We start from the raw sequence: 12,895 nt of genomic DNA on the forward strand, positions 1-12,895 counted from the left end.
GGGTAAGACCCCCGTAGACGAAACATCAGCGGCTTGCTTGCTCATCTCCCAAGTAGCACGGGGCCCGAGAAATCCCGTGTGAATCTGGCGGGACCACCCGCTAAGCCTAAATATTCCCTGGTGACCGATAGCGGATAGTACCGTGAGGGAATGGTGAAAAGTACCGCGGGAGCGGAGTGAAATAGTACCTGAAACCGTGTGCCTACAAGCCGTGGGAGCGTCGGACGTGCTTGCACGTCTCGTGACTGCGTGCCTTTTGAAGAATGAGCCTGCGAGTTAGCGGTGTGTAGCGAGGTTAACCCGTGTGGGGAAGCCGTAGCGAAAGCGAGTCCGAACAGGGCGTTTGAGTTGCACGCTCTAGACCCGAAGCGGAGTGATCTAGCCATGGGCAGGTTGAAGCGGAGGTAAGACTTCGTGGAGGACCGAACCCACCAGGGTTGAAAACCTGGGGGATGACCTGTGGTTAGGGGTGAAAGGCCAATCAAACTCCGTGATAGCTGGTTCTCCCCGAAATGCATTTAGGTGCAGCGTCGTGTGTTTCTTGCCGGAGGTAGAGCACTGGATAGGCGATGGGCCCTACCGGGTTACTGACCTTAGCCAAACTCCGAATGCCGGTAAGTGAGAGCGCGGCAGTGAGACTGTGGGGGATAAGCTCCATGGTCGAGAGGGAAACAGCCCAGAGCATCGACTAAGGCCCCTAAGCGTACGCTAAGTGGGAAAGGATGTGGAGTCGCAGAGACAACCAGGAGGTTGGCTTAGAAGCAGCCACCCTTGAAAGAGTGCGTAATAGCTCACTGGTCAAGTGATTCCGCGCCGACAATGTAGCGGGGCTCAAGCGTACCGCCGAAGTCGTGTCATTGCAGCAATACTCCCAACGGAGGCTGTGATGGGTAGGGGAGCGTCGTGTGCCGGGTGAAGCAGCCGCGGAAGCGAGTTGTGGACGGTTCACGAGTGAGAATGCAGGCATGAGTAGCGATACACACGTGAGAAACGTGTGCGCCGATTGACTAAGGGTTCCTGGGTCAAGCTGATCTGCCCAGGGTAAGTCGGGACCTAAGGCGAGGCCGACAGGCGTAGTCGATGGACAACCGGTTGATATTCCGGTACCCGCTTTGAAACGCCCAATATCGAGGCGAGCGATGCTAAGTCCGTGAAGCCGTCCTGGATCCTTCGGGTGAAGGGAAGTGGTGGAGCCGACGAACCGGACTTGTAGTAGGTAAGCGATGGGGTGACGCAGGAAGGTAGTCCAGCCCGGGCGGTGGTTGTCCCGGGGTAAGGGTGTAGGCCGAGGGGTAGGCAAATCCGTCCCTCATACAAGGTTGAGACCTGATGCCGAGCCGATTGTGGCGAAGTGGATGATCCTATGCTGTCGAGAAAAGCCTCTAGCGAGTTTCATGGCGGCCCGTACCCTAAACCGACTCAGGTGGTCAGGTAGAGAATACCGAGGCGTTCGGGTGAACTATGGTTAAGGAACTCGGCAAAATGCCCCCGTAACTTCGGGAGAAGGGGGGCCATTCCTGGTGATAGGTCTTGCACCTTGAGCTGGGGGTGGCCGCAGAGACCAGCGAGAAGCGACTGTTTACTAAAAACACAGGTCCGTGCGAAGCCGTAAGGCGATGTATACGGACTGACGCCTGCCCGGTGCTGGAACGTTAAGGGGACCGGTTAGCTCCATTTCGGTGGGGCGAAGCTGAGAACTTAAGCGCCAGTAAACGGCGGTGGTAACTATAACCATCCTAAGGTAGCGAAATTCCTTGTCGGGTAAGTTCCGACCTGCACGAATGGCGTAACGACTTCTCGACTGTCTCAACCATAGGCCCGGTGAAATTGCACTACGAGTAAAGATGCTCGTTTCGCGCAGCAGGACGGAAAGACCCCGGGACCTTTACTACAGTTTGATATTGGTGTTCGGTTCGGCTTGTGTAGGATAGGTGGGAGACTGTGAAGCGGCCACGCCAGTGGTTGTGGAGTCGTCGTTGAAATACCACTCTGGTCGTGCTGGATGTCTAACCTCGGTCCGTGATCCGGATCAGGGACAGTGTCTGATGGGTAGTTTAACTGGGGCGGTTGCCTCCCAAAGGGTAACGGAGGCGCCCAAAGGTTCCCTCAGCCTGGTTGGCAATCAGGTGTTGAGTGTAAGTGCACAAGGGAGCTTGACTGTGAGACCGACGGGTCGAGCAGGGACGAAAGTCGGGACTAGTGATCCGGCGGTGGCTTGTGGAAGCGCCGTCGCTCAACGGATAAAAGGTACCCCGGGGATAACAGGCTGATCTTCCCCAAGAGTCCATATCGACGGGATGGTTTGGCACCTCGATGTCGGCTCGTCGCATCCTGGGGCTGGAGTCGGTCCCAAGGGTTGGGCTGTTCGCCCATTAAAGCGGTACGCGAGCTGGGTTTAGAACGTCGTGAGACAGTTCGGTCCCTATCCGCTGTGCGCGTAGGAATATTGAGAAGGGCTGTCCCTAGTACGAGAGGACCGGGACGGACGAACCTCTGGTGTGCCAGTTGTCCTGCCAAGGGCATGGCTGGTTGGCTACGTTCGGGAGGGATAACCGCTGAAAGCATCTAAGCGGGAAGCCTGCTTCAAGATGAGTATTCCCACCTCCTTGAGAGGGTAAGGCTCCCAGTAGACGACTGGGTTGATAGGCCAGATGTGGAAGCCCGGTAACGGGTGGAGCTGACTGGTACTAATAGGCCGAGGGCTTGTCCTCAGTTGCTCGCGTCCACTGTGTTAGTTCTGAAGCAACGAACTCGCCTTGCCGGCTTGAGTTCAACTTCATAGTGTTTCGGTGGTCATAGCGTTAGGGAAACGCCCGGTTACATTCCGAACCCGGAAGCTAAGCCTTTCAGCGCCGATGGTACTGCAGGGGGGACCCTGTGGGAGAGTAGGACGCCGCCGAACAATCATTGTGGGTCAGCCCCGCACCAGCTCTGGTGCGGGGCTTTCCTGCGTTTCAGGGGCGGAATGCCCCGCCCTCACCATTCGGCGGGGTAGCTCTTCAGAGACGTCGTGTCGAGGGACCATCGGCCGGCGGTGACGGTCTCCCCGAAGGCGTAGGGGACTTCCTTGCGGAAGCGGATCCCGTCGGGTCCCCGCGAAGGGTCGCTGTGGACCGTGACCGTCTTCCTGTCCTTCCGAGGATCCACCACGACGTACAGCGGAATTCCCATCTTCGGGTAGTCCAGCAGCTTGTCGCGGATGTCCGTCAGGGAGTTCGTCCGTGAGACGACCTCGACCACCAGCATGACGTCCCGCGAGTTCACGACCTTCGCGGTGTCGTCGACGTCCTCCTCCGCGATCACCATCAGGTCGGGGACCTTCGTCAACCCGGTCTCCGGATCTCCCATGTTCGTGTCGCTCAGCGCGATGACCTCCGGGGTCTGCGCCTCGATCTGCCGACGCAGCCGGACCACGTTCAGGCCATGGGGAGCCGTCGGGCTCATCATCGTGAGGAAGATCTGGCCGTCGGTGGTCTGCACCTTCCACTGGTCTTCCTGGTGCTCGGCCAGCGCCGCGAGCTCTTCCGCGAAGTCGTGCAGGCGGCGCATCTGCTCGGGGGTGAGATCGGCCATGGACTCCTCCTGGTGGGTGCCCGACCAGCGTATCCGCAGGGCAACAGGGGTGCGTCTACGTTGGGGGCATGCGCTATGACCTCGTCATCTTCGACAACGACGGTGTGCTGGTGGACAGCGAGCCCGTCGCCAACACCATCCTCGCCGGGTACCTCACCGAGCTCGGGCACCCCACCTCCTACGAGGACTCCGTCCGCGACTACATGGGCGCCGCCGTGCACCGCGTCCACGACCTCGTCCGGGAGCGGACCGGTCAGCGGCTGCCGGACGACTTCGACGACACCCTCCACGCGCGGACCTTCGCCGCGTTCGCGCGCGAACTCGCCCCCGTCCCCGGTGTCGAGGACGTGCTCGCCGCACTCACCGCGCACGAAATCCCGTACTGCCTCGCCTCCTCCGGCAGCCACGAGCGGATACGGGTCGGCCACCGGGCCGCCGGGCTCGGCCGGTGGTTCGGCGACGGCATCGTCTTCAGCGCCCAGGACGTCGGCCGCGGCAAGCCCGCCCCCGACCTCTTCCTGCACGCCGCCCGCAGCATGGGCGTGCCGCCCGCCCGCTGCGTCGTCGTCGAGGACAGCCCGCTCGGCGTCCAGGCCGCCCTCGCCGCCGGCATGGACGTCTACGGGTTCACCGGCATGATGCCCGCCGAGCGGCTCGCCGGCGCCACCGGCCACTTCTCCGACATGAAGGAGCTGCCCCGCCTCCTCGAACTGCCCGTGTGAGATCCCTACCCACAGGTAGGCCCCGGCCGTACGCTGTGCCGCCATGACGGAGGATCTTCGGCTGCGGCGTGCGCGGGGCGCCCTCGGGTTCTGCTTCCTCGCCCAAGGCGTCGCGTTCGCGCTCCTCGTGACGCGGATCCCCGCGATCCAGGACCGGTACGGGATATCCGACGCCCTGCTGCCGGCCTTCCTCGCCGCCGTGCCGGTCCTGGCCGGGGTCGGCAGCGTCGCCGCCGGGCGCCTCGCCCGGAGCGTCGGGCCCGCCGCCGTGCTCCGGTGGTCGCAGCCGCTCGTCCTGCTGTCCCTCCTCGGCGTCGGCGCCGGCCGCACCCTGGGCCACGCGGCCGCCGCGCTCGCCGTGTTCGGGCTGGCCGTCGGCGCGCTCGACGCGTCCATGAACATGCTCGGCGTCAGCCTCCAGCACGGCTACGGCCGCAGCATCATGCTCGGCTTCCACGCCGCCTACAGCCTCGGCGGGATCGCCGGCGCGTCCGCCGCCTGGGCCGCCGCCCACTGGCACCTCGGGCTGCCCGCGACCTACCTCGCCGCAGCCGCCGTACTCCTCCCCGGCATCCTTGCCGCCGGCCCCCTCCACACCGCAGACCGGCCCGGTCCGCCGCCGACCGGCCGGACACCGCAGGACGCTGCCGGAACCGGCGGCTTCCGGCCGCTGCTGCCGCTCTGCGCCGTGATGACGTGCGCGTACATCGGCGACGCGACCGTCTCCAACTGGAGCGCCAAGTACGTCCTGGACGTCCTCGGCGGCTCCGAGCAACTTGCCACGCTCCCCTACAACCTGTACATGGCCACCACGCTCGCCGGGCGCGCCGTCGGCGACCTCGGCGTGCGCCGCTTCGGCGCGGCAGCCGTCGTACGGGCCGGGACGGTCCTCGCCGCCGGCGGGTTCGCCGTCGTCGCCGCGGCGCCCGGACCCTGGGCCGGAATGGCCGGGTTCACGCTCCTCGGACTCGGGCTCTGCGTCATCGTGCCGCAGACCTTCGCGGCCGCCGGGCGGCTGTACCCGCAATCCTCCGACGCCGCCGTCGCCCGGCTGAACATCTTCAACTACGCCGGATTCCTCATCGGTTCACCGCTCGTCGGCGCGCTCGGCGACGCCTGGAGCCCCCGCGGGGCGATGCTCGTACCGGCTGCCCTCGTGCTGGTCACGCTGCTGTACGCCCGTTCGTTCGGCTCCGGCGGCGCCCTATACGGTGTCCCGCATGAGCAGCCGCGGGTTGGTGATGTGGGACGAGGCCGTGACCGGCTATGACTTCGGGCCGAGCCATCCGATGGACCCGGTGCGCCTGGCCCTGACGATGGGCCTCGTGCGCGCCTTCGGACTGGACCGCGAGGTGGAGGTGCGGTCCGCGCCGCCCGCCGGCGACTCCACCCTGCGGCTCGTGCACCGGGAGGACTACATCGCCGCCGTCCGCGGCGCGTCCGCCGACCCCGGCGCCGCCGACGGGTCGTACGGGCTCGGCACCGTCGACGACCCGGCGTTCCGCGGCATGCACGAGGCGTCCGCGCTCATCGCCGGGCAGTCCGTCGCGGCCGCCGAGGCCGTCTGGCGGGGCGAGGCCGCCCACGCCGTCAACTTCGCCGGGGGACTCCACCACGCCATGCCCGGCGGCGCCTCCGGGTTCTGCGTCTACAACGACGCCGCCCTCGCCATCGCCCGCCTGCTCGAACTCGGCGCCGAACGCGTCGCCTACGTGGACGTCGACGTCCACCACGGCGACGGCGTCCAGGCGGCGTTCTGGGACGACCCGAGGGTCCTGACCGTCTCCCTGCACGAACACCCCGCCACCCTCTTCCCGCAGACCGGCTGGCCGCAGGAGACCGGCGGGACCGGAGCCGAAGGCACCGCCGCCAACATCGCCCTCCCCGCCGGCACCGGAGACGAGGGCTGGCTGCGGGCCTTCCACGCCACCGTCCCCGAACTCCTCGCCGACTTCCGGCCGCAGGTGCTCGTCACCCAGCACGGCGCCGACACCCACTTCGAGGACCCGCTCGCGCACCTGGCGGTGTCCCTCGACGCCCAGCGCGCCGTCCAGGAATCCTGCCACCGGCTCGCCCACGAGCACGCCGGCGGCCGGTGGCTCGCCCTCGGCGGCGGCGGGTACGCCGTCGTCGACGTCGTGCCCCGCTCCTGGACCCACCTCGTCGGGATCGCCGCCCACCGGCCCGTCGACCCCGCCGCGGCCCTACCCGCCTCCTGGCGGGACGAGGTGTACGCGCGGACCCGTCAGCTCGCGCCGGGCCGGATGACCGACGGACGGGACGCCGCCTGGCGGGACTGGGACGCCGGCTACGACCCGGCCGACCGCGCCGACCAGGCCGTCCTCGCCGCCCGGCGGGCCGTGTTCCCGCTCCGCGGGATGCTCCCCTAGCCGGTACGCCGCCCCGCCCGCACCCCGGGCGGCACAGGTGAAGCATCGTTACGCCAACTGTGCGCAATCCCGCCCGAACCGGCACCCCGCCGGGCCCGGTGCGGCAGCATCGGACGGGTGTTGAGCACCGGCGCACTGCGAGCGCACCTGCTGGCCGCCCGCCTCGCCGGGCCCGTCGCGACCACCCGCGAGGAGAGCCTGCGCAGCTACCGGCTGTTCGCGGCCGGCGACCCCCGTGCGCTCCTCGGCCTCGACCCCGAACCCGGCTGGGGCGAGCGGGAACTCCTGCACCTCATGGCGGACAGATGCGGGGTCTCCGCCGACCCCGCCCACGTCAGCGGCCCGGACCTGATCGACCCGGAGCGGACCCTCGCCGCGCTCCGGGCGTTCGCGGAGCGGCTGGGAGCGGCGGCGGCCGCCCGGGAACCCGTCCTGTTCGGCACCGGCCACCCCCACCGCCTCCTGGAGTTCTACGCCAGTTTGGCCCGGGCCCTGTCGGCGGCCGGCTGTGTCGTCCTCACCCCCGCGCAGGGCGCGCGCATCGACGTCGCGACCCGGTTCGGGGTACGCACGCACTGCCTCGACTACGTACGGGGGGTCGCGCTGGTGCGAGCACCCGGCGCGCGGCCTCCCGGGAGTGCCACCGGCGCGCACACCCATTCACCCCTGCCGGTTCGGATCGCGCTGGAGGCCCTCGCGGAGGGCGCAGGGCCGCTGCCGCAGCTGGTCATCGGGGACCACGGGTGGGTCTGCGGTGCAGGTCAGCTCGGTGTGGACGCGATCGGGCTGGCGGACACGGACGATCCGGCGGTCTTCGTCGGGGAGGCCGAGGGGCGCGTCGCGGTGGCGGTTCCGGTTGATGACGGCGTGCGCGCGGACTACTACAGACCGCTCACGCGGTATCTACTGGACCGGGCGAGTCTGCCGGGCGCGCAGGAGTGGCCGTAGCTCCTCTTCCCCACTCGTATCACGCGCCCCTAATCTGGGGAGTGAGCGTGCGACGACGAGGAGTAACCGGAGGGGAAGCCGGTGCCCGTCATGCACGGAAGGTCAAGGTGTGTCATGGCTGCTGGCGAGAGGCCTCTCAGTGAGGTTCAGTTCCTGACCGTGGCGGAGGTCGCCTCGGTGATGCGAGTGTCGAAGATGACCGTGTACCGCCTGGTGCACAACGGTCATCTGCCCGCAATCCGGGTGGGCCGGTCCTTCCGGGTCCCCGAGAACGCGGTCCACGAGTACCTCCGAGAGTCCTATGTGGGGGTGGAGTCGGCCTGAGAGTGGGGCCCGCGACACCTTTGGGCCACCTTCGGGTCGCCTCGGATTACAAGCTCGGAGCTCGGGCGGGTAGGCTAGGCCGACGTAGGTCGTGTGGGCCCAGACGCCCCGCACCGATCCCCGCGGGCGCGGGGATGTTCCGAGAAGTGAGCGAGGGTAGTCGTGGGCTCTGTTATCAAGAAGCGGCGTAAGCGGATGGCCAAGAAGAAGCACCGCAAGCTGCTCAAGCGCACCCGCGTTCAGCGCCGTAACAAGAAGTAAACGGCAGCTGTACGTGTTCTCCGCAGCCCCTCCACCATCCTTTGGTGGAGGGGCTGCGGTGTAGCCGGGAACAGGCGGGGACGAGGGAGGCGCGGGGCTCGTGGGGAAGGTCGTGCTCGTGACCGGGGCTGCCCGGCAGTTGGGAGGCCGCTTCGTACGGCGGATCCAACGGGACCCGGAGGTCGAGCGCGTCGTCGCCGTCGACGCGGTCCCGCCGCCGCACAACCTCGGGCGCGCCGAGTTCGTCCGGACCGACATCCGGCAGTCGTCCGTGGCGCGGGTCCTCGCCGAACACGCCGTCGACACGGTCGTCCACCTCGCGGTCACCGGGGGCAGCTCCGCGACGGGCGGCACGGGCAGCGCCGTCAAGGAGACCAACGTCATCGGGACGATGCAGCTGCTGGGCGCCTGCCAGAAGTCGCCCACGGTGCGCCGCCTCGTGGTGAAGTCCAGTACCAGCGTGTACGGGGGCACCCCGCGGGATCCGGCCGTCTTCACCGAGACCACCCAGCCGAAGTCGCAGCCGCCGCCGGGCTTCGCGAAGGACGCCGGCGAGGTCGAGTCGTATGTCCGGGGGTTCGCCCGGCGGCGGCCCGACGTCGCGGTGTGCGTCCTGCGGTTCGCGAACATCCTCGGCCCGTACGCGGACTCGGCGCTCGCCGAGTACTTCTCGATGCCCGTCCTGCCGACCGTGCTCGGCCACGACCCGCGGCTTCAGTTCGTCCACGAGGAGGACGTCCTGGAGGTGCTGCGGATGGCGGCGCAGGAGCCGCGGCGGGGCACCCTCAACAGCGGCACCTTCAACATCGCCGGGGACGGTGTCCTGCTGCTGTCGCAGTGCGCGCGGCGGCTGGGCCGGCCGACGCTGCCGCTCGCGCAGCCCGCGGTCGGCTGGGTGGGGGCCGCGCTGCGGGTGGTCGGGGTCACCGAGTTCTCGCCCGAGCAGATCCGGCTCCTCACGCACGGGCGGGTCGTGGAGACCGCGCAGATGCGGGAGGTGCTGGGCTTCAAGCCGATGTACTCGACCTCCGAGACGTTCGCCGACTTCGCGGCCGGCCGGGGTAGCGGGCTGCTGCCGCCGGAGCGGCTGGCCCGGGCCGTGGACCGGGTCGCGGGCATGCTGGACGCCGGGGTTGCCGGAGCCGACGAGGGAGCGCAGCGATAGTGGCGGACGCCAAGGTCATTCCGTTCGACGAGGACCGGCCGCGGCGGCGCGGCGCCGACCGGCGCGCCGTCCGCGCCGTGCCCGGCCCCGCACCGGCGCCGGACGCCGAGGCGGGCCCGGAGGCCGGCACACCGGTCCCGGGCGGGCCGCGCGACGGCGCGGACGGCGCTCCGTCCGGCCCGCGGGCCGGCGCGGAGGGTCCCGGCTGGGAGCGGCGGCTCGCATCGGGGCTGGCGTTCCTGCGGCGCCGCATCACGGGCGAGTACGAGGTCGACGAGTTCGGCTACGACCGGGAGCTGACGGACCAGGTCCTGATGTCCCTGATGCGGCCGCTGTTCGACAGCTACTTCCGCGTCGAGGTCAGGGGCGTCGAGAACATCCCGGCCGAGGGCGGGGCGCTGATCGTGGCGAACCACTCCGGGACGCTGCCGCTGGACGGGCTGATGATGCAGGTCGCCGTCCACGACCGGCATCCCGCACAGCGTCACCTGCGGCTGCTGGCGGCGGACCTGGTGTTCATGCTGCCGGTCGTCGGCGAGCTGGCGCGCAAGGCCGGGCACACGCTGGCGTGCGCGGAGGACGCGCAGCGCCTCCTGGAGGCGGGCGAGCTCGTCGGCGTCATGCCCGAGGGGTTCAAGGGGATAGGGAAGCCGTTCGGCGACCGGTACCGGCTCCAGCGGTTCGGGCGGGGCGGGTTCGTGTCGACGGCGCTGCGGGCGGGCACCCCGATCGTGCCGTGCTCCATCGTCGGCGCGGAGGAGATCTACCCGATGGTCGGCAACGCGAAGACGCTCGCGCGGCTCCTCGGGCTGCCGTACTTCCCGGTCACGCCGACGTTCCCGTGGCTGGGCCCGCTCGGGGCCGTGCCGCTGCCGACGAAGTGGACGATCCAGTTCGGGGAGCCGATCGCGACGGACGGCTACCCGCCGGAGGCGGCGGAGGACCCGATGCTGATGTTCAACCTGACGGACGAGGTGCGCGAGCAGATCCAGCACACGCTGTACAAGCTGCTGGTGCAGCGGAGGTCCGTCTTCTTCTGACGCCCGGATCGTTCCGGCGTCCGGCAGGACGAGGTGCCCGGTCCCCCGCGGGGGCCGGGCACCTCGTGCCGTGCAGGGCGGGGCCCTACTCGGCGTCCTCCGCCGTCAGTCCCAGGCCAGGGAGCAGGCCGGGGAGCAGCGGCGGGAGGGTGATCTCCGGCTGCGGGGCCTGCGACCCCGCGGTCGAGCCGGGCGTGGGCTGCCCTGCCGGAGGCTTCAGCAGGTCGCCTGTACCGCCGAGGAGGCCGCTGCCGGGAGCCGGTGTCGGCTGCGCGGCGGGCGGTGCGTCCGGGGCCTGGCTTGCGGCGGGTGCTCCCGCGCCCGGCGCCGGGGCCTGCTGCTGCCCGGCCGGGGCGCTCGGCCGGGCCGGGGCGCCGCCGTTGCCCTGCGTCTGCTCCGGAGCCTTCGGGAGGAGGGCCTGGAGGGGCGCCACGTCATCGTCTATGGCCTGGAAGACCGACTCCACCTCGCCGCCGACGTCGCCCAGTTGGGCGGGGAGCTTGTCGCGGAGCCTGCCCCATGCGTCGCGGTGGGAGCGGGAGAACGACGACAGCGTCTGGATCGGGCCCAGCGAGCCGTCCCGCTCGTACGCGGCCTGGAGCAGTCGGTGGCCTTCGGCCGCGTCGTGCTTCATGCCGTCCAGGGCGCGGCGGATCGCGCCCAGCGATTCGTGGTCCAGGACGCCCGTTCGGCCGCGCTCCATCAGGCGGCGCGCCTCCGACAAGCGGTTCGAGGCCTGGTCCAGGTAGAGCTCGCCCCGGTCGGCGTCCTCGTCGGCCATGCCGAGCTTGAGGTCCTCCATGCCCCGTTTGACCGGGTAGAGGGTGTCACCGGGGAGGGCGTCCGTGCTGGCAGCGGCGACTCCGCTGAAGGCCCCCGCGGCCACACCCACGGTGAGGCCGCCTGCCGCGATGCCCTTGGACCAGCGGGAGCGGGGCCGCAGTTTCCGGAGCGAGGTCGCCCGGTGGGCGCCGCGGCCGGCCCGCTGCTCGGGCAGCTGAGGGTCCGAAGCGGCACCGCCTCCGGCCCTCTCCTCCATCACCATGGCCTCCATGGCGGCCACGAGCTGCGCTCGCTGCACCACTTTGACCTCGGGGTCCAGCACCGGGCGCGGCATTTCGCCGAGCACGCTCGCCAGGGCCAACAACCGCTCGTGGTCGGCAGATTCGGCAGGTGCCTCGGACTGCTCGGCCGCCGGGTCAGGTTCGGAAAGGTCGGACGACGGGTTCCGATCCTCCAGGGCCTGGGCGAAGGCGTTCGCCCGCCGGTGCGGAGTCACGTTCGCGATCACTGGCGGCACCTCCTCTCGTCATGACGATCGACTCCCCAAGGTGTCCGGAAGGTTGCCTTCCTTGAGCACATCCACCCTTTCGAGTGAGCGGCTTCGGGCAGGGCGCGTCCAAAGGGAGCCTGCATCCCGCACAACGAGCGGCGCGGCAGTTGGGTTACGGACGAAGGATGATCGGACCACAGCGTCATCGAGGGGTCACCGGTTGTGTGGATGGTGAGCGGTCGGAAGGGGTGGGGGGAGGCCTGCGGCGGCGGGGCGGGGGCCGTCGGGGAGGAAATCAGCGGGCGTCTTCCGGGAGCAGGCGGGCCAGGGTGCGCACCGCCCGGTACTGGAGGGTCTTGATGGCGCCCTCGTTCTTCCCCATCACCCGGGCCGTCTCCGCGACCGACAGGCCCTGGAGGAAGCGCAGGGTCACGCACTCCTGCTGCTGCGGGTTGAGCTTGCGGACCGCCTCCAGCAGGGCGGCGTTGGAGAGGGACTCCAGCACCGAGTCCTCGGGGGACCGTTCCACCTCGTTCGCGTCGAGCATCTCGCCCGTGGTCACTTCGAGGCGGAAGCGGCTGGACTTGAAGTGGTCGGCCACGAGGTTGCGGGCGATCGTCACGAGCCAGGCGCCGAAGTCGCGCCCCTGCCAGGTGAAGGTCGAGATGCGGCGCAGGGCGCGCAGGAACGTCTCGCTGGTGAGGTCCTCCGCGGTCGCCTTGCCGCCCACGCGGTAGTAGATGTACCGGTACACCGTGTCGCTGTACTGGTCGTACAGCCGGCCGAACGCCTCGGCCTCGCCGGCCTGCGCGCGCTCGACCAGGTCCATCATGCGGGCCTGGTCGCTGTCCGCGGTGGGCCGGCGGGCGGCCGGGGCCGTGGTGCCGGTGGTGGCGGTGCCGGCCGCGCGACCGCGTCTGCCCACCGTCGCTCCGCCGTCGGCCAGGGCATAGCAAGGACCGGCCGGGCCGAGGCCGGCGGCGAGGGCAGGGACGGCGTACGCGGTGGGGACGAAGCCGCGCAGGTGGTCCAGGACCGTTGCGCGCAGCGTAGCCAGGCCCGAGGCGTCAACCCCGACAGGTGGGTACACGGGACTCCCAGAGGCAGAGCTTCCATCACGTGCAGTGCGAGGCCGTTCACCCGTCGTGGCGACAGATGGGCGGCGGCATGCGTCTGAGGAGAATAACGCTTCGTACAGG

At 69.2% G+C, this 12,895-nt stretch carries 10 protein-coding genes, 2 rRNA genes and 1 pseudogene (1 of these 13 only partly in view); 10 read left to right on the forward strand and 3 right to left on the reverse strand.

The features are described from left to right. A 23S ribosomal RNA gene (locus C0216_RS02070) occupies positions 1-2,711 on the forward strand; it begins 407 nt to the left of the window's first position. Positions 2,712-2,785: 74 nt separating this feature from the next. After that, a 5S ribosomal RNA gene (gene rrf / locus C0216_RS02075) occupies positions 2,786-2,902 on the forward strand. A 74-nt stretch (positions 2,903-2,976) separates the two neighbouring features. Here rrf and C0216_RS02080 read toward each other — a convergent pair. Then, positions 2,977-3,573: a Uma2 family endonuclease gene (locus C0216_RS02080; RefSeq protein ID WP_114053599.1), complete on the reverse strand. Its 597-nt coding sequence runs from the start codon at positions 3,571-3,573 to the stop codon at positions 2,977-2,979. A gap of 68 nt (positions 3,574-3,641) precedes the next feature. Here C0216_RS02080 and C0216_RS02085 point away from each other — a divergent pair, with 68 nt between their 5' ends. The 8 genes and pseudogenes from C0216_RS02085 to C0216_RS02120 all read left to right on the forward strand — a co-directional run bounded on the left by C0216_RS02085 (position 3,642) and on the right by C0216_RS02120 (position 10,423). Then, positions 3,642-4,295 carry an HAD family hydrolase gene (locus C0216_RS02085; RefSeq protein WP_114053600.1) on the forward strand — a complete coding sequence of 218 codons (654 nt, stop codon included), beginning with the start codon at positions 3,642-3,644 and terminating at the stop codon, positions 4,293-4,295. 43 nt (positions 4,296-4,338) lie between these two features. Further along, positions 4,339-5,565 (forward strand): MFS transporter, encoded by a 1,227-nt coding sequence (locus C0216_RS02090; RefSeq protein ID WP_114053601.1) that lies wholly within the window; start codon positions 4,339-4,341, stop codon positions 5,563-5,565. Then, entirely contained in the window at positions 5,516-6,685 is a 1,170-nt protein-coding gene (locus tag C0216_RS02095; RefSeq protein ID WP_114053602.1) for an acetoin utilization protein AcuC, read from the forward strand. Before C0216_RS02090 ends, C0216_RS02095 begins: the two co-directional genes overlap by 50 nt. A gap of 117 nt (positions 6,686-6,802) precedes the next feature. Continuing rightward, entirely contained in the window at positions 6,803-7,633 is an 831-nt protein-coding gene (locus tag C0216_RS02100; protein ID WP_114053603.1) for a phosphatase, read from the forward strand. 114 nt (positions 7,634-7,747) lie between these two features. Further along, positions 7,748-7,957 carry a helix-turn-helix domain-containing protein gene (locus tag C0216_RS02105; protein ID WP_008738568.1) on the forward strand — a complete coding sequence of 70 codons (210 nt, stop codon included), beginning with the start codon at positions 7,748-7,750 and terminating at the stop codon, positions 7,955-7,957. Positions 7,958-8,119: 162 nt separating this feature from the next. Beyond that, positions 8,120-8,218 (forward strand): 30S ribosomal protein bS22, encoded by a 99-nt coding sequence (locus tag C0216_RS02110; protein ID WP_003948845.1) that lies wholly within the window; start codon positions 8,120-8,122, stop codon positions 8,216-8,218. Between the two features lie 97 nt (positions 8,219-8,315). Next, positions 8,316-9,383, forward strand: a pseudogene (locus C0216_RS02115) (NAD-dependent epimerase/dehydratase family protein); the annotation flags it as partial. Further along, positions 9,383-10,423 (forward strand): lysophospholipid acyltransferase family protein, encoded by a 1,041-nt coding sequence (locus C0216_RS02120; protein ID WP_114053606.1) that lies wholly within the window; start codon positions 9,383-9,385, stop codon positions 10,421-10,423. The pseudogene C0216_RS02115 and the gene C0216_RS02120, both read left to right, overlap by 1 nt. An 85-nt stretch (positions 10,424-10,508) precedes the next feature. Here C0216_RS02120 and C0216_RS02125 read toward each other — a convergent pair whose 3' ends face one another. Further along, a complete protein-coding gene (locus C0216_RS02125; RefSeq protein WP_114053607.1) occupies positions 10,509-11,714 on the reverse strand; it encodes a DUF5667 domain-containing protein in 1,206 nt (401 codons plus the stop codon). Positions 11,715-11,991: 277 nt separating this feature from the next. Then, the gene (locus C0216_RS02130) at positions 11,992-12,786 is read right to left on the reverse strand and encodes an ECF subfamily RNA polymerase sigma factor, BldN family (protein WP_114053608.1); all 795 of its coding nucleotides are present in this window, start codon (positions 12,784-12,786) and stop codon (positions 11,992-11,994) included. Positions 12,787-12,895 lie beyond the last annotated feature (109 nt).

The sequence above is a fragment of the Streptomyces globosus genome (genome assembly GCF_003325375.1).
GTDB lineage: Bacteria > Actinomycetota > Actinomycetes > Streptomycetales > Streptomycetaceae > Streptomyces > Streptomyces globosus_A.